This is a genomic window from Variovorax sp. J22G73 (genome assembly GCF_030317035.1).
Classification (GTDB): domain Bacteria; phylum Pseudomonadota; class Gammaproteobacteria; order Burkholderiales; family Burkholderiaceae_C; genus Variovorax.
In genome coordinates this window covers 58,971-74,718 of sequence record NZ_JASZYK010000013.1, presented here as the reverse complement: position 1 = coordinate 74,718, position 15,748 = coordinate 58,971, and the positions used below count along the sequence as shown (strand labels likewise).

The window sequence follows — 15,748 nt, the reverse complement described above, 5'->3', positions numbered from 1 at the left end:
AGGGATGAAGCTGACCGTGCCCCCGCAATACCGGGATCGCTTTGAATTTGTGTTCCACGTCGAGCAGAGTACCGATGGACGGACCGTGGTGTGCAGAGCGGAAATTTTCGAGCACTCAGTCCTCAAAGCCGTCTTGCAGGTCGTCGACAGGAAGCGCACACGCTTGGAGGTCGCTGAAATGGTCCTGGAGCGCTGTATCCAGTGGGCGGACCTGCGCCTTCGAAGCGGAGGTAATGAGTGACGTGCGGCGGCAAGTGCACGTCCTGCCGAAGGTCGGTGGACCAGCGCTTCGCCAGCACCTGAATCCTCGTCCTGGAAATGTCCGCGGAGGGCTGTGTCGCCATGCGGGGAGCTTCTTCCGGTGCTGTCAGGGGGACGCCGCGGCGAGGCAACATGCGCCTACTTCACCAGCGTCACCGGCTGCTTCGCAGTGGCAAGTACTCGCTGGGCCACGGAGCCGATCAGAAGATCCATCATCGCGCCGCGCCCCTTCGAACCCAGCACGATCATGTCGAACCTGCCCTTGTTCGCGAGTGCGACGATCTCTCCGGCGATGCTGCCGGTGCGAATCACGATGTCGTGCCGAATGCCGGCGGCGTCGAGCGCCCTCATGACGGGCCGAAGCTCCTTGTCGCTGAGTTCACGCAAATAATCCTGTACGGCATCGCTGCCCACGAGCGCCTTGGCATGGCGCAGGCCCGCGTCGTCATGCACGCTGACCAGCGTGACCTTGTGCTCGCGCGATTTCTCCAAGAGCGCGACGAGCTTCGCTGCGTACTTGACGGCCCGTAAGGCTGGGGCTGACCCATCAGTTGCAAGAAGAAATTTCATTTGCTTTTGATTGGTGAAGTTTCATGAACCGGGTCATTCTGGAGACCCACCCGGCAGGCGGTCTGTGCGACGTCGTACAGACCCGAGGGCGCCGTGCGCGCACATTCGGTTCCAAGACACCGCCTGCCATCGCAGGCGCCCGCACGCCCTGACTGGAGCCCGTCGCATGCCAAACCCCGCCGTTCACCCGCCCCTGGAAGACTTCACCCTGCTGGACGCCTGGTGGCGCGCCGCCAACTACCTCTCGGTGGGCCAGATCTACCTGATGGACAACCCGCTGCTGCGCGAGCCGCTTGCGCTGGAGCACATCAAGCCGCGCCTGCTGGGCCACTGGGGCACCACGCCGGGGCTGAACTTCATCTACGCGCACATGAACCGCGCCATCAACGCGCGCGGGCTCGACGCGATCTTCATCGCCGGCCCCGGCCACGGCGGGCCGGGCGTGGTGGCCAGCACCTACCTCGAAGGCACCTACACCGAGGTGTATCCGCACATTTCGCGCGACGCAGAAGGGCTCAAGCGCCTCTTCACGCAGTTCTCATTCCCAGGCGGTATCCCCAGCCACGTGTCCCCCGAAACGCCCGGGTCGATCCACGAAGGCGGCGAGCTCGGTTATTCACTGCTGCACGCGCACGGCGCGGTGTTCGACAACCCCGCCCTGCTGGCCTGCTGCGTCATCGGCGACGGCGAGGCCGAGACCGGCGCGCTCGCGGCTAGCTGGCATTCGAATAAGTTCCTCAACCCCGCATGCGACGGCGCGGTGCTACCGATCCTGCACCTGAACGGCTACAAGATCGCGGGGCCGACGGTACTCGCGCGCATCGGCGACGAACAGCTCACACAGCTGTTGCGCGGCTACGGTTACGAGCCGCGCTTCGTGTCGGGCGACGACCCCGCGCTGATGCACGCACTGATGGCGTCCACGCTGGACACCTCGCTCGATGCCATCCGCGCCATCCAGGTGGAAGCGCGCTCCGACGGCTTCAGCCGCCGACACCGCTGGCCCATGATCGTGCTGCGCTCGCCCAAGGGCTGGACAGGCCCGAAGACAGTGGACGGCCTGCCCATCGAGGGCACGCAGCGCGCGCACCAGGTGCCGCTCACCGGCTTTGCCGACAAGCCCGGGCACATCGCGCTGCTGCAGCAGTGGATGCAGAGCTACCGGCCGGAAGAACTGTTCGATGCCGACGGCGCCCTGCGAGCCGACGTTGCCGCCCTGTCGCCGCAGGGCACGCGCCGCATGAGCGCCAACCCGCACGCCAACGGCGGCCTGCTGCTGAAGAATCTCAAGCTGCCCGACTTCCGCGATTACGCCGTCACGGTGACCAAGCCCGGCGCCGTCGATGCCGAGGCGACGCGCGTGATGGGCGAGTTCCTGCGCGACGTCATGCGGCTCAACGCGGCGGACAGCAATTTTCGCCTCATGGGCCCCGACGAGACCGCGTCCAACCGCCTGGGTGCGGTGTTCGAGGTGAGCAATCGCACCTCGACCGCCGAGATCCTGCCCGGCGACGACCACTTGGCGCCCGACGGGCGGGTGATGGAAGTGCTGAGCGAGCACCTGTGCCAGGGCTGGCTCGAAGGCTACCTGCTGACGGGTCGGCACGGCTTCTTCTCGTGCTACGAGGCCTTCATCCACATCGTCGACTCGATGTTCAACCAGCATGCGAAGTGGCTGAAGGTGACGCGCCACATTCCGTGGCGCCGCCCCATCGCGTCGCTGAACTACCTGCTGACCAGCCACGTCTGGCGCCAGGACCACAACGGTTTCAGCCACCAGGACCCGGGCTTCATCGACCACGTCGTCAACAAGAAGGCCGAGGTGGTGCGGGTGTATCTGCCGCCCGACGCCAATACGCTGCTGTCCGTCACGGACCACTGCCTGCGCAGCCGCAACTACGTCAACGTGATCGTGGCCGGCAAGCAGCCCGAGGCGCAGTGGCTGGACATGGCCGCGGCCGAACGCCATTGCACGGTCGGCCTGGGCATCTGGGACTGGGCCAGCAACGACCACGGCGTGGCGCCCGACGTGGTGATGGCCTGCGCCGGCGACGTGCCCACGCTGGAGACCATGGCCGCCGTCGACCTGCTGCGCACGCTGCTGCCCGATCTGAAGGTCCGCGTGGTGAACGTGGTCGACCTGATGGCGCTCGAATCGCCCTCGGGCCATCCGCACGGGCTGGAGGACGCGGTGTTCGACTCCATCTTCAGCACCGACGCGCCGGTGATCTTCGCCTTCCACGGTTATCCGGCGCTGATCCACCGGTTGACCTACAAGCGGCGCAACCACAGCAACTTCCACGTGCACGGCTACCTGGAAGAAGGCACCACCACCACACCCTTCGACATGACGGTGCTCAACCGGCTCGACCGCTTCCACCTGGCCGCTGACGCCATCGACCGCGTGCCGCGCATCCGCGACACCGCCGGCCACGTGCAGCAGCACCTGCGCGACCGGCTGCTCGAACATCGGGCCTACATCGTGCGCCACGGCAAGGACATGCCGGACATTGAGAACTGGCGCTGGGAGCAGCGCTGACAGCCGGAAGGCAGGCCGGCACCGGCCTGCAAGGTGCCCATGCGCAGACTCCGCTGTCTTACCAACGCCACAAGGCGCCCTCGATGAACCTGGCGCTCGGCCTGCGGCTGGCCTTGAACGTCCGCGCCATCAACAAGGGCGGCTCCCTGGTTCCGCACCTCTACACCTCGCACATGACCGGCTTCGCCTCGCACTGCTCGACGGCGTGGTGCGGCGCAATGCCACCCTGCCGCTGAATGCGCTGGGCGACATCGTGGCGCTCATGAGCGGCGCCGCCGTCTGCGCCATCCTCGTCAGCCAGTTCAAGTTCTGATCCTCACCCCCCGAAGGTGGAGATTGGCGGAATCCTACAGCCCGGTCTCAGGTGAAGCAGATCGCGAACTATTTAACGCTTTGGGCGGCCAGGGCGCTGGCCTAACGCACATGTAATCTTGTGGAAGCTTCCTTGCTTCTATCGTCTGTCCTTTTGGGAGCGATTGTGAAAAAGGAACGCCGAACCGCGAACGAGCTTATGGACGCGCTACTGGATTTCGTAGCTAGTGATTCGGCACTTTTCGCGTTGATCACTGACCTCGGCCGGGCCAAAGTGGTCGCAGCCGCCGAGCGCGCTGGCGCAGCAAACTGGACAGTACGCAGCGAAACGAACGTCGACCAGCATCGTCCCGAGATTGCGCGTGCAATCCGTGAACTTCAGAAGCGATTCGAACTGGCCGAGTAGACGACCAGAGGCTATGGCGGATTTGGCCGACCAGTTGCACTTGCCACGCCGGCCGAAGTTTTGAAGCGGCTTCGGATGGTCCCCGCGGAGGCTTCGCTGGGGTGACCCGGGCACATTCCGTTCCTGAACATTTTTGACCCCTCGCTCCCTCGCCGGCGGGTGTGCCGGGAGAGGAACGCCCCCCACCGTCGCCGTTGTCAGTGTGAGTCGCTGATCTGCAAGGTCACAGGCGTGCGACCACCGCATTTGGAGATCAGCCGCCGCTCTTCGTTGCCCCTGAATGCCATGCGCCATCGCAAAACTCCAAGTTGTGGCCGGGTGCCATTTCCATGATGCTGATTGAGGGGCTGCGTTCACCTGGATAAGGTTCTCGCATCGCCCCACGGGTTCAGGGCTGCCGTTGGCCGCGTCATCGCGCCCGCAAAGAAAAGTGTGCGGTTGCGTGGCCCCGCGAGCGATGTCCACGCAAAGACGCGCGTTGCCCGCTCAGCTTGACGAGGCAAGCCATTCGCGTGGCGAAATCCCGACTCTCTGCGCAAAGACACGGGACAGCGCTGAAGCATTCGCATAGCCCAGGCTGGCTGCGATGGCCTTCACAGAAGCGCCCTTTCTGAGTTCAGCCTGCGCGATGCTGAGGCGCCAGCTGGCCAGGTAGTCGGCCGGCGTCGTTCCGACCCTGGCCTTGAAGTGTTGGGCGAAGGCGCTGCGCGACAAACCTGCCTCCCGAGCCATGTCCTCCAGCGACCATGGATGACCCGGCCGCTCGTGCATCGCGACCAGTACACAGGCGAGCTTCTGATCGCCCAGTCCCGTGAGCAGGCCTGTAGGTAGCTCGGCTTCCTGAGGATGGTCGAGCAGCCAGCGCAAGAGCTGGATCAGCACCACATCGAACATCCTGTCGGCCAACAGCCTGTGCCCGCAGAGGACCCGGGTGGTCTCGGCAAAGAGCAGTGCCAGTGACTGCTCGAGGCCCTCCACGGCGTGCAACGGGAGCCGAATCAGGGCCGGCAGCGCACGCACGAGCGGATGAGTCTCGCCCCCGTCGAAATCGAGGGTTGCGCACACGAAGTCGGATCCTTCCGTGGGCGCGTTGTGGAAGTCGTGCGCCAGCGGTCGTGGATAGAAAAGCAGGCTGGGCTCCTTCACGACCAGCTTGCGCGGCACGCCCGCGCGCGAGGAATGCGTGACCGCCATTTCGCCTTGACGCAACACATGCAGGAATCCGCGTCCCGGCTTTGCCGCGAAGTGGGTAGTTCCGCACAACGGGCCGGCGTGAAACAAATGCGCCCGCACACGGAAGCGCTCCAGCAGCGAGGACAGCCGGTCGATCGAAGGCATGGTAGGTGGCGGCATTGGACGAAAAGATATGTAGTTCGGACTGAACGTGCCGAATCATACTGATTGAAGCAGGACACTGTGGACTTCAACCACTTTCCAAGGACTGCTTCATGTCCCGCATTCAACTCGTTACCCAAGCCGCAGCCATTGGCGAATCCCAGGCGCTCCTCGGCCAGATCCACGGCGCGTTCGGCGCCACGCCCAACATGTTCCGCGCCGTCGCCAACTCGCCGGCCGCGCTCAAGAGCCTGTGGGGTTCCTTCGGCGCGCTCGGCGGCGGCGTCATCTCCGCGCAGCTCGGCGAGCAGATCGCAGTGGCGGTGGCCGACCGCAACGCCTGCAACTACTGCCTGGCCGCGCACACAGCGCTGGGCCGCAAGGCTGGCGTGTCCGCCGCGGACATGGCGGCCGCGCAGGCCGGCGAATCGTCCGACCCGCCGACCGCCGCGGCCTTGCGCTTCGCGCTCAAGGTGGTCGACGAGCGCGGCCAGGTCGGCGATGCGGATGTGCAGGCGTTGCGCGATGCAGGATTCGACGACCAGCACATCGTCGAGATCCTGGCGCATGTGGCGCTGAACCTGTTCACCAACTACGTGAACGTGGCGTTCGACGTGCCGGTCGACTTCCCCTCGGTCAAGCTGCGCGCCGCTGCGTGAGAGCAATCCGATAACAACCGTCCTGGGAAGCGCGCGTTGCTCGCTTTCCAGCTTTGCCTTCGAGTCGGAGCTTTCCACGCCATGTCGCACCACTTTCCTGAAGCCCCCGCTCTGCAGGTCGCCCGATGGCTCAACAGCGACGCCGCCCTCACGCTTGAGTCGCTGCGCGGTCGCGTGGTGGTAATGCACGCGTTCCAGATGCTGTGTCCCGCCTGCGTGACCCACGGCCTACCGCAGGCGAAAAAGACGCGTCAACTCTTCGCCGACAGGGACGTCGCCGTGGTCGGCCTGCACACCGTGTTCGAACATCACGATGTCATGACGCCCGCTGCGCTCGAGGCCTTCGTGCGCGAGTTCCGCTACACCTTCCCGATCGGTATCGACGCGCCCGCGGATGGCAACATTCCCGCGACGATGCGGGCCTATCAGCTGCAGGGCACCCCAAGCATCGTGCTCGTCGACAAGCAAGGGCGCGTCCGATTGAGCCGCTTCGGTGTGATCGACGACATGGCGCTCGGCGCGGCCATCGGCCAGTTGGCCGCCGAGGAGATGCCTACGACGCTGATCACTCGCGCTTCTGGCGACGCCGACGCTGACGACGCTGACGACGAGCACTGTGATGAAGACCGCTGCCGCAGCGCAAGAGGTTGACGCCATGAAAAAAAGCATCTTCCTGCAACACGTTGCCTTCGAGGATCTCGGCCTGTTCGAGCCAATTCTCGCGAACGTGGACCATGAGATCAACTTTCGGCAGGGCGGTGCCACGCCGCCGGCACGTCCCTGACATCGCAACAAGCCTTCCGTCATAGCGGCAACGCTTTCACGTTGCAATTTCATCCGGAGACAGGCCATTCGCACATCGCGCCTTGGCTGATCGGTCATGGCAGTGACCTTGCGCGCGCCGGCATCGACATAGCTGCACAAGTACCTGTAGCGCCCCGCTCGCAGTGAGCGGACCTCGGTCGAACGCGGTGCGGCTGCCTCCCCTACATCGCCTTATCGCCACAAGCCCTCCCCCAGGCGGTTGGCCTGGGTGCAACCGGGGACCTACCGCGGACGCACAGAGTTGCTAAGCCGAAGCGCGGCAAGTGGCTCGACAGACGCCCGAATTCGAACTTTCAACCTCGCTGCCACGTGGAGCCTGGCCGCAAACCTCGCCGCCGTGCTTTGGAGCCATAGGAACGGCGCCCTGATCACCGATCCAAGAAAAAAGCCCGGCATTCGCCGGGCCATGCCTCTGACTGTCACGCAAGAGGGTCTCGCTCCGGGGAGGAATGGTCGTAGAGCAAGACCGAGGGATAGTTCGGGGCCCGATGTTTCCAGCATCGTCAGTGATCTACTCAACGTTTCGTCAGAAGTCTTCCTACGCGGGCGTCGACTGGGCGGGTGCACCCCGCGCACGTGCGACACGCGTCAAGGCTGCGGTGCGAGTTGGGATGGAACGACGCCGCACAGGATCATCAAGTGTGCGTGCATGCGATGGGACGGCGCCGCAAGGCGCGCAGCGTTGTCACCGGTGTGGGGAGATCTTCCTACGCCGAGCTTGCATGCCATCGTGCCCAATACGCAGATGATTCGTCTCCCCGCCATGACATCGCGCGATCCAGGCGGGCCCGCATGGCTGGAGATCGCCGAGTGACATCCGCTGGACAAGTGATTCGGCGTCTGCACAGCGCTGTGTTGTCGACGCCCGGCCTGCGGGTATTGGTTCTGGCCCTTCGCAACTACATCTTTCATCAAAGCGCCAACCAGGCAGGTAGCCTCGCGTTTTCCGCCGTGCTGGCGATGTTTCCACTGCTCATCCTGTTGTCTGCCACCGCAGGCTACGTGGGAGAGCCAGGCGACGCAGCAGCCCTGGCCAACCGTGTCATGAGTTATGCGCCACAGCTTGTGAAAGATGCCATGCAGCCCGTCATCCGCCAGGTGCTCGCGCAGCGCAATCAAGCCCTGGTCGCGGTGGGGCTGGTCGGAACTGTGTGGACCGCGTCATCGGGCATGCAGGCTGTACGCTCCGCGTTGAATCGCGCGTACGGCATCGAGCACGGGCTTCCGTTCTGGCGCGCGCGCATCAAGTCGACGGTCTTCACGGTGGTCGTCGGCGCGGCCACCGTCGCAGCTTTCAGCTCCGTGGTCGTGATGCCATATCTGTGGGCCGTGTTGCGGGACAATGTGGGCGTCGGGGAAGAAACGCTCTGGCTGCGCAACAGCGTTCGGTATGGCACGGCGTTCCTGGTCTTGACCTGCCTGTACGCCCTCTTGTACGGCTGGCTGCCCGACACCCGGCAGCGCCTGTACACAGTCATACCTGGCGCGTTCTCAGGCGCCGCCTTGTGGGTCGCAGCAGCAGCCACGCTGTCTTACACGCTGCGCAGCGCGGGGAAGCTGGCGCTGATTTACGGGAGCTTCGCTGGCGTGGTCGCGACGCTGGTCTTCCTGTACATCAGCGCCACGACCCTCATCTTCGGCGCAGAGATCAACGCAGTGCTTCGTGAGCGCGCGGCGAACCGACTCAGGCCGCCCGAGAAGCAAGTGACAACGCCGCCGGCGTGAGCCGGCGAGCCGGGGCGACAGGGCAGCGCTGCCACGACCGCGAGGGTCGTCGAGAGCTTTCCCACACGCCCACTTGGTCGAATGCCACCTGAGCTTTTGAATCACAAGACTTCTCACCCGCAGTTAGAGACTGGAATTGGCCGCCGCGGGTATCAAGTTGAATGCCGTGGCATCTGGCCCCACCGAAACTGCATTGTTCCGCGCCAACAATCCGCCAGAAGCGAGGGTGAACGGTGTTACCTGGCGGGGGTGCCGATGGGACGCTTCGGCAAGCCGGATGAGATTGCCGCAACCATCGCTTACTTGCTGTCCGAAGATGCGGCATCCATGACCGGTCAGACCCTGCATGTCGATGGTGGCGCATCGCTCGGACGCGCGGCGTTTTGATAGATACGACACGCGACACGCGCGGCTGTACGCGGCAGGTGAATCTCGGATTGTGGCGGTCTTTCGGCGTCGCGCCAGAACGATGAGCGCCATCCGACGCCGCAATTTAGCCGCTAACTTCCGAAGTTGGTGAGACGATAGGCCACAAGTGGGGCAGAGGAATCCCACGAACCGACTGCCATGAGCGAAGAACTAACCGACGGGCTTTGGGCGCGCCCCTGAGGCCCGAACGGCCGGCAGCGAATCGGGAGGCAAGCTCCTTTCCGCACGATGAAAGGCGCAAGTCCTACCTGCAAGTCGCAGACATGTAGTACCTTGGTTTCCATGAGCATCAAAAAACCAGACAACCTGACCTTGATTCGCAAGAAGTTCGGCGTTCCCGCGCGCCGTGGCGGACTGGTCGTGGTTGGTGGCTGTGCGGGAATAATTACCGGGATGAGTGGCGACTATGTGAGGGTGAAACTAGAGGGAAAAGACGCTGGTGTTCCTTTTCATCCCCATGAAATCGAGTATTCAGCATGAACTTTGCGTCATGAAGTGCGCATCAGACGGCCCCGCGCTGGAGGGGATACAGCCCTTCCGCTGAGATCTCATAGACAACTGCTGAACTGGGTGCCCGCCTCTCGATGCACTTTAGGGCGACTTGGCGGCCGCCCAGCATTCGAGCTGCCCAAGCATGCAGCGGGCGTGACTTGGCCGCTGAATTCGAAATTCGATGCGCAACCCAAGACCCTCAACTCAAGCGACTGTCCTGCTTTACGTATGCACTTCTGCCTGCCCTTCTTGCTCGCCGTCAGGGCGAGCATCTGATACATGCAGCTTGCAAGACTGGAGTACAACATGACTGGTGGCGAGCGAGCGAACAACAGCACGGAGAGCGCCGACGGCGGTAAAGATTTTGTGAATCTGGAAGACCGCGGAAATACTCTGTTCGTGCGTATCAGACGCGCGGACGGAGGATCGGTGCCTGTACTGATCCCGCAAGAAGTATTCGAAGTCCACTTCGCGCTCGCAGAAGAAGGCACGACTCTTGCGCAGGCCTATTTGGCGCATCAAAAGTCCATCAATGCGAAGGCTTTGGAGTTGGATCCTTCCGGCAGTCTCTACTCCGATAGTTTTCCAATGCATCTCGGTGTAGGCGACTTTGAGTAGTCGCGGGTCATGTTGATTTAAGCCAAAGCTACGGGAGGACGGTGAGCGTTCAGTTCACCCATCTTGAGTGTTGATTTCCATGGAATCCCGCCCCCCCCCACCGGCTCACTTCTAGATGGAATCAACAGCTGAAGATTTGGTGCAGTTGCGGAGATGACGTCATGGTGAAGGCGGAGCTGCCTGATCAAGTGAGCTTTTACGACTGCAAGTGGTTGGGAGCTTCCCGCCGGTCCAATTGACATCGCAGTCAACGCCCTTGTCGACCACTTGGCACAGACCTTCTGTACCGGGACGAGCCAATCCGTCGCCGCTCTTGACGGAAAATTCCCCAGTGTTTTCACGAAGAATGGCAGAGGCTTGAGCCGCGGTAAAGCCGAAGGCTCCTATTTCGTTCTTGCTTGCAGCCACGCGCGCAGTGAGGTTGCAGGCCAGAAGAGTGATCGAATGTAGTTCGATGCCACTGCTCGCCCAACCGCGCTCCTCGGAAATGTTCAGCACTTCATGGCTCGCGGGAAAGTCAAGCGCCACATCGGTCCTGCCTTCTCGACGCACAGCAGTGTTCGCGGCATTCGAGACGATCCGGAACAGCCCAAGAGCTTCTTTTTCCTGCACGACCCGGATGATTGCAGGATCTTGGTTCTCGATGATCGTTTTGGCGGGTTCCGCTCTTGCTGTTCCCGCAATGCTGTCCAGCCACTCACCGGCGAGGTGTTGAAAGCGTAGGCGATGTCGATGTCCTTGCTCACGTAGGCGGCAAGCTGCGCAAGACTTCCTCCCAACGAGTGACCTGCAGTAAAGATTCGTACGCCTGGATACTGCACTCTCAATCTCGCGATGATGACTTTTACGTTGCGGCGAACATCCTTGAACTGGCTTGGTTCAATATTCATCGCCATCGCGAAGTTCGTGGACCAATCCGTGAGAGCCTGGCCCGAGTAGTTTTCGGTTCCTCGGAAAACGATGAATGCCTGGGTTACTGGCCCATTGCGCAGCCGATAGATGAACGTTTCATAGAAGAGTCCGCCGATTGCCTTGCAGCCATCGCCAGTGGTCTCCCAAGACTCCCATCGTCCTGCAGCAGCGATTGGAATTCGGCCTAGCGGGTGCAGTCCAGCTTCATAGTTGCAGTCGCTGCGGTCGGCTTCGGGTGCGTAGCGGCGATAGACAATTTTGCTTAGAACCGCAGGCCATGCAATCTGACCGAGCACAGCAGCTGCAGAGCTTGCTCGTCCAAACTCTTGCGGTGCCATCGGTCCTCGGTACTCGCCGGATGACGCAGAGGGGCTGATGCTCATATCGCCCAGTGCACGACTGGACGTGGAAATCACCACGCTATAGCAGTCTGGTTCCTCGGCGCTCGCCGGACGATGGTCCATGGGATGCCGGATTTCGAGAGAAGACGTAGCCCGGCATTCCTTCAGACTGTCATTTGCCTTCCTGGCCATATCCGAGTTGTAGTACATAGCCTCTCGAACTGAAGTGATCGCTCCGCAACCACTCAGCGCGACAAGGAAAAACAGGGCAGCCGCGCACCGCGCGGCGCGATTCCAGTAGCCTCGATTCATCTCCACCTCCAAGTGTTTTGAGGCAGCATATATGTATGCAACTTAATAAGGAAGAACGGAGAACGCGATCGCGGAAGTGTGAGACGCGCCGAGGCTGACGGTGCGCTGCACGTCATGCTCGGCTGAACTTACTTCAATGGCTAGGTCATGGCGCAACACAAGACAGATGGGAAGCTCCCTAGCGGATCGACCTTCTACACAGTGATGAAACGCATGGACGTCGACCTCTACCACGCTAAGCATGGCGTGATGCCGCCGGCGATGTTCCAAGGGTTCGCGAACCTTGAGGCCTGGGTCGATAAGCGGCGCTTCGAGCTCAGGCCCCTTGATGGCTTTGCACGCGATGAGGCGGTGAATGTGGTCGACAAATTGGGCCGCACCTATGATGGAATTTGGGTCGAATCGGCCAGCGACAGGTATCGCGAGGCGATGATTGCGCATGCCAAGCTGCATGGAACTTCAGAAACTGACATGAGCCAACTCGACGCCGATCACGTCATCAACCGGGCGTGCCTTGGTCCCGGGATGGCTGACGTGTGGCTGGCGGTGATGCCCGTCGGACTGAGCTCTAATAGATCATTTGGCTCGGCGATCGAGAAGAAGCTGGCGAAGATCGATGCATCGACCTCGCGCGTTGACATCGGGCCGCTGCAGCTGATGAAGATACTCCTAGTCAACTCGCCGGCAGACGACACACGGGTGGATGCCAAGATTCTGGAAGTCGCCGGTCAGCTTGAGGATGGCCCCGATAAAGCCGGCCTCATCGCTGAGGCTCAAGCGGCCTACAAGGCCGCGCGTAAATGGACAGCGCTGTAGGTAGCCGTTGGGTTTCCGGCACGCTGTGCAGCTACAGCCCCGCCGGCCTTGCGTTGACGGCTGCGATGCACTCGACGAGGTTGAGTACGGCCAGTAGCAAGGACTTCTCGGCGTCCGTGCGAATCTTCAGCAGGTCGTGCTCGCCGAGGTAGCCGTAGACGTAAGCGAGCAGGTAGCGCTCGGGGTGTTCGGTGTGGAACTGCGTGACCAGCTTGTCTATGATTCGCGCCCCGCGCGGCTGTCGAACCTCGATGGCGGGGCGCACATTACAACGCTCAGCACTAAAGTTCATGACTTTGCTTGAACAATACATCGCCGGTTGGCGGGCGCATGACGCGAACGCAATTCTGAACACGCTTCACCCAGACTGCGAAGTGATCGAGAGTTTTGGGCCGATATACCGGGGACACGCGTGGGCGAAGCAGTGGATTGCGGAGTGGCTGGCTGAGGATGGCCGAGTGCTTGGATGGGCAGTCCACGATGTCTATTATGCGACGAGCTGACCTCCACTTACGTCGATGACGCTTCCGCTCACGTATCCGCTTTTCATTGCGAAGATGTACGCGAGTGCAACCTCCTCAGCGCTGGCAATCCGCTGCAGCGGGACCTTGGCCACGATCTTCTTCACGAAATCTTCCTTGGCGGCAGGCAACATCGCGTCGTAGGTCGTGGTGGCTGTGACCCCGGGCGCAACGGCGTTCATGCGATGCGGCGCGAGTTCCTTGGCCAGTTGCCGGACGCAAGCCTCGATCGCCGCGTTCACCGCCGAGATGGCGGAGTGGTTTGCCATCGTCGCGCGGCTCGCGACACCGGAGGTGAGCGTGATCGACCCGCCGCTCGCCAGGTACGGTAGCGCAGCCTTGACGACACGGTACTGGCTGAAGAACTTGCCGTTGCAGTACTCCATGACCGCATCCAAATTCATCTTGTCGGCGGTCGTGTCGATGCCAAGCCGCGCGGCTGACTCGTGGACCGTCATGGCGACGTGGTCGACTCGGCCAATCGCCTCGAAGAGCTCGTCCAGGGACTCCTGGGATTTCGCATCGCACTGGTGGTAAGTCGCCGCCTCCAGGTTTCCCTCGCGGTTGGTGACGCCGCGGGATGCGACATGGACGCGAGCACCCTCGCTGGCCGCGATCCGCGCAATGGAGAGGCCGATTCCGGCGCTGCCGCCGATGACCAGGACCGTCTTTCCGCTCAAGTTCGTGTTCGTCATGTCATTCACCTTTGATTCCGTTATCGAGTGTCATTTGCCGTTCCCCCAGAGCAGGCCGAAGCCCGCGATCCATTCCGGTACTTCTCGGTAGTACGTGAAATCGACGGTGGGATGCCCATCCGCCTCGACGGCGGATACGGCCGCAAGCCAGGTCCGCACCTCGTGCGCCGAATCGCCCGCGATGCGGCCCACCTCCTCGTCGCTCCAGCTGTCGCACTCGGCGATCCGGCCCTCCTTCAGCAAGTCGAGGAACTGCCGGTCCCATTGCGGGTTCAAGGGCTTGAACTGCGGATCGCCGCGCGCGAGCGACGTGGCCGCTTGCATGAGGCGATCGAACCGCGCTTCGGAGATCGCGGGCGGCGGGTTGCGCCCGGAGATCAGGCGCTCCTTCACGTCCGCAGGCGCAGTCGCGTAGCGGGGCACAGGCGGCTCGTGCGAGAGCCCGCCCGAGCCAATGAACAGCGTGCGCTTGCCCGTGGACCGGGCGAAGACGCCAACCGCCCGACCCAGCGCACGGCTGCGCGCGAGGGCCGGCAGCGGCGGCGCGACGGAGTTGATGAAGACCGGAATCACCGGCACTTCGGCCAACCCGCCGAAGATGTCCTGCAGCGGATTGGCGAAGCCGTGGTCAACCCGCATGCGATGCGACACTGCCACATCGATCCCCTGCTTGAGCAAAGAGGCGGCGCAGGCCGAAGCCATCGCGGTCGGCACCGACAGCTCCCCGGCCACCGTGCCGAAGTCGCCGATGGCCGAGGCCGCGGTGCCGATGCAGAACGACGGCATCAGGTCGTAGAAGAAACCGTTGAAATGGTCGGGCGCGAAAAGCACCACCAGCTCGGGCGCAAAGGCCCGCACCCTGTCGCGCAGCGCTTCGATCTGCGCGTCGATCTCGGCCATGGCCGAATCCGCCGGATCGAGGTGCCCGCGCAGCGGCGTGTGGGAGATGCAGAGCACCTTCATGGCGCGGCCTTCAGCAGGTCGAGCGCGACGTCGACGATCATGTCTTCCTGTCCGCCCACCATGCGACGCCGCCCCAGCTCGACGAGGATGTCCACCGTCTTCAGGCCATGGCGAGCGGCGGCCAGTTCCGCGTGCCGCAGGAAACTGGAATACACGCCTGCGTAGCCGAGCGCCAGCGTCTCACGATCGACGCGCACGGGCCGGTCCTGCAAGGGCCGCACGATGTCATCGGCGGCGTCCATCAGTGTGTACAGGTCGCAGCCATGGTTCCAGCCCAGGCGCTCGGCCGCGGCGATGAACACCTCGAGCGGCGCGTTGCCAGCGCCCGCGCCCATGCCGGCCAGGCTCGCATCGACGCGGTCGCAGCCCTCCTCGACTGCGACGATCGAGTTCGCCACGCCCAGGCTCAGGTTGTGATGGGCATGGATGCCGGTGTGCGTCTCGGGCGCGAGCACGTCCTTCAGCGCCCGGAACCGGTCGCGGACATCCGTCATGCTCAACGCACCACCCGAATCGACGACATAGATGCAGGTGGCGCCGTAACCCTCCATCAGCCTGGCCTGCTGCGCCAGCTGCTGTGGCGTGGTCATGTGGCTCATCATCAAGAAGCCGACCGTGTCCATGCCGAGCGCTCGCGCCGCCTCGATGTGCTGGCGCGAGACGTCGGCTTCGGTGCAATGCGTGGCCACCCGCACGATCCGCGCACCGGCCGCGTGCGCCGCCTTCAGGTCGTGCACGGTGCCGATGCCGGGCAGCAGCAACGTTGCGACCTTCGCGAAGTGTACCGTCGATGCGACCGCCTCGATCCACTCGAGGTCGGTGTGCGCCCCGAAGCCATAGTTGAAGGAGGAGCCCGCCAGCCCGTCGCCGTGCGCCACCTCGATGGAATCGACCCGTGCATCGTCGAGCGCCTTGGCGATCCGACGCACATCCGGCACGGAGTACTGATGACGGATCGCATGGCTACCGTCCCGCAAGGTGACATCGGAGATGTAGATCTTGTTGCGCATGGATCGC

19 protein-coding genes and 2 pseudogenes are annotated in these 15,748 nt (G+C 63.0%); 13 read left to right on the top strand and 8 right to left on the bottom strand.

Annotated features, from left to right (window positions below; genetic code table 11):
• The first annotated feature begins 4 nt into the window (after positions 1-4).
• Positions 5-241 carry a hypothetical protein gene (locus QTI51_RS32045; RefSeq protein ID WP_286517316.1) on the top strand — a complete coding sequence of 79 codons (237 nt, stop codon included), beginning with the start codon at positions 5-7 and terminating at the stop codon, positions 239-241.
• A gap of 158 nt (positions 242-399) precedes the next feature.
• Here QTI51_RS32045 and QTI51_RS32040 read toward each other — a convergent pair whose 3' ends face one another.
• Positions 400-831, bottom strand: a complete 432-nt coding sequence (locus tag QTI51_RS32040) for a universal stress protein (protein WP_286517315.1) — start codon at positions 829-831, stop codon at positions 400-402.
• Between the two features lie 166 nt (positions 832-997).
• On the opposite strand from QTI51_RS32040, the gene QTI51_RS32035 reads away from it, so the two are divergent.
• The 3 genes and pseudogenes from QTI51_RS32035 to QTI51_RS32025 all read left to right on the top strand — a co-directional run bounded on the left by QTI51_RS32035 (position 998) and on the right by QTI51_RS32025 (position 4,088).
• A complete protein-coding gene (locus tag QTI51_RS32035) occupies positions 998-3,370 on the top strand; it encodes a phosphoketolase family protein (RefSeq protein WP_286517314.1) in 2,373 nt (790 codons plus the stop codon).
• A 39-nt stretch (positions 3,371-3,409) separates the two neighbouring features.
• Positions 3,410-3,668: pseudogene (locus QTI51_RS32030) on the top strand (DUF1275 domain-containing protein); the annotation flags it as partial.
• A gap of 180 nt (positions 3,669-3,848) precedes the next feature.
• Complete coding sequence (locus QTI51_RS32025) at positions 3,849-4,088, top strand: hypothetical protein (RefSeq protein WP_286517313.1); 240 nt, start codon at positions 3,849-3,851, stop codon at positions 4,086-4,088.
• A 486-nt stretch (positions 4,089-4,574) separates the two neighbouring features.
• Here the strand turns inward: QTI51_RS32025 and QTI51_RS32020 are convergent, their stop codons facing one another.
• Positions 4,575-5,426 carry an AraC family transcriptional regulator gene (locus QTI51_RS32020; protein ID WP_286517312.1) on the bottom strand — a complete coding sequence of 284 codons (852 nt, stop codon included), beginning with the start codon at positions 5,424-5,426 and terminating at the stop codon, positions 4,575-4,577.
• 110 nt (positions 5,427-5,536) lie between these two features.
• Between QTI51_RS32020 and QTI51_RS32015 the strand changes: the two genes are divergently transcribed.
• The 7 genes and pseudogenes from QTI51_RS32015 (at position 5,537) to QTI51_RS31985 (ending at position 10,171) form a co-directional block, all read left to right on the top strand.
• Complete coding sequence (locus QTI51_RS32015; protein WP_286517311.1) at positions 5,537-6,082, top strand: carboxymuconolactone decarboxylase family protein; 546 nt, start codon at positions 5,537-5,539, stop codon at positions 6,080-6,082.
• 81 nt (positions 6,083-6,163) lie between these two features.
• Positions 6,164-6,733 carry a peroxiredoxin family protein gene (locus QTI51_RS32010; protein WP_286517310.1) on the top strand — a complete coding sequence of 190 codons (570 nt, stop codon included), beginning with the start codon at positions 6,164-6,166 and terminating at the stop codon, positions 6,731-6,733.
• Between the two features lie 4 nt (positions 6,734-6,737).
• A complete protein-coding gene (locus QTI51_RS32005) occupies positions 6,738-6,866 on the top strand; it encodes a hypothetical protein (RefSeq protein WP_286517309.1) in 129 nt (42 codons plus the stop codon).
• Between the two features lie 851 nt (positions 6,867-7,717).
• Positions 7,718-8,632, top strand: coding sequence for a YihY/virulence factor BrkB family protein (locus tag QTI51_RS32000; protein WP_286517308.1), 915 nt, complete (start codon positions 7,718-7,720; stop codon positions 8,630-8,632).
• Between the two features lie 130 nt (positions 8,633-8,762).
• Positions 8,763-9,019: pseudogene (locus QTI51_RS31995) on the top strand (SDR family oxidoreductase); the annotation flags it as partial.
• A 324-nt stretch (positions 9,020-9,343) separates the two neighbouring features.
• Positions 9,344-9,541 (top strand): hypothetical protein, encoded by a 198-nt coding sequence (locus QTI51_RS31990; RefSeq protein WP_286517307.1) that lies wholly within the window; start codon positions 9,344-9,346, stop codon positions 9,539-9,541.
• A 318-nt stretch (positions 9,542-9,859) separates the two neighbouring features.
• Positions 9,860-10,171 carry a hypothetical protein gene (locus QTI51_RS31985; RefSeq protein WP_286547678.1) on the top strand — a complete coding sequence of 104 codons (312 nt, stop codon included), beginning with the start codon at positions 9,860-9,862 and terminating at the stop codon, positions 10,169-10,171.
• Positions 10,172-10,330: 159 nt separating this feature from the next.
• Here QTI51_RS31985 and QTI51_RS31980 read toward each other — a convergent pair whose 3' ends face one another.
• Both QTI51_RS31980 and QTI51_RS31975 read right to left on the bottom strand, forming a co-directional pair.
• The gene (locus tag QTI51_RS31980; protein WP_286517305.1) at positions 10,331-10,669 is read right to left on the bottom strand and encodes a hypothetical protein; all 339 of its coding nucleotides are present in this window, start codon (positions 10,667-10,669) and stop codon (positions 10,331-10,333) included.
• Positions 10,663-11,736, bottom strand: coding sequence for a Tle-like phospholipase domain-containing protein (locus QTI51_RS31975; protein WP_286517304.1), 1,074 nt, complete (start codon positions 11,734-11,736; stop codon positions 10,663-10,665). Before QTI51_RS31975 ends, QTI51_RS31980 begins: the two co-directional genes overlap by 7 nt.
• Before the next feature lie 213 nt (positions 11,737-11,949).
• On the opposite strand from QTI51_RS31975, the gene QTI51_RS31970 reads away from it, so the two are divergent.
• A complete protein-coding gene (locus tag QTI51_RS31970; protein WP_286517303.1) occupies positions 11,950-12,552 on the top strand; it encodes a hypothetical protein in 603 nt (200 codons plus the stop codon).
• Between the two features lie 31 nt (positions 12,553-12,583).
• On the opposite strand, the gene QTI51_RS31965 is transcribed toward QTI51_RS31970, so the two are convergent.
• On the bottom strand, positions 12,584-12,844 hold the full coding sequence (locus tag QTI51_RS31965; RefSeq protein ID WP_286517302.1) for a hypothetical protein: 261 nt from the start codon (positions 12,842-12,844) through the stop codon (positions 12,584-12,586).
• Here QTI51_RS31965 and QTI51_RS39010 point away from each other — a divergent pair.
• Positions 12,771-13,055 (top strand): nuclear transport factor 2 family protein, encoded by a 285-nt coding sequence (locus tag QTI51_RS39010; RefSeq protein ID WP_353506568.1) that lies wholly within the window; start codon positions 12,771-12,773, stop codon positions 13,053-13,055. The genes QTI51_RS31965 and QTI51_RS39010 overlap by 74 nt on opposite strands.
• Here QTI51_RS39010 and QTI51_RS31960 read toward each other — a convergent pair.
• From QTI51_RS31960 to dmpG, 3 genes are read right to left on the bottom strand one after another with little or no spacing between them, the layout of a single operon-like run.
• On the bottom strand, positions 13,040-13,768 hold the full coding sequence (locus tag QTI51_RS31960; protein WP_286517301.1) for an SDR family NAD(P)-dependent oxidoreductase: 729 nt from the start codon (positions 13,766-13,768) through the stop codon (positions 13,040-13,042). The two genes, QTI51_RS39010 and QTI51_RS31960, sit on opposite strands and share 16 nt — an antisense overlap.
• A 30-nt stretch (positions 13,769-13,798) precedes the next feature.
• Positions 13,799-14,731: a 3-carboxyethylcatechol 2,3-dioxygenase gene (locus QTI51_RS31955; RefSeq protein ID WP_286517300.1), complete on the bottom strand. Its 933-nt coding sequence runs from the start codon at positions 14,729-14,731 to the stop codon at positions 13,799-13,801.
• Positions 14,728-15,741: a 4-hydroxy-2-oxovalerate aldolase gene (dmpG, locus tag QTI51_RS31950; protein ID WP_286517299.1), complete on the bottom strand. Its 1,014-nt coding sequence runs from the start codon at positions 15,739-15,741 to the stop codon at positions 14,728-14,730. Before dmpG ends, QTI51_RS31955 begins: the two co-directional genes overlap by 4 nt.
• Positions 15,742-15,748: the final 7 nt, after the last annotated feature.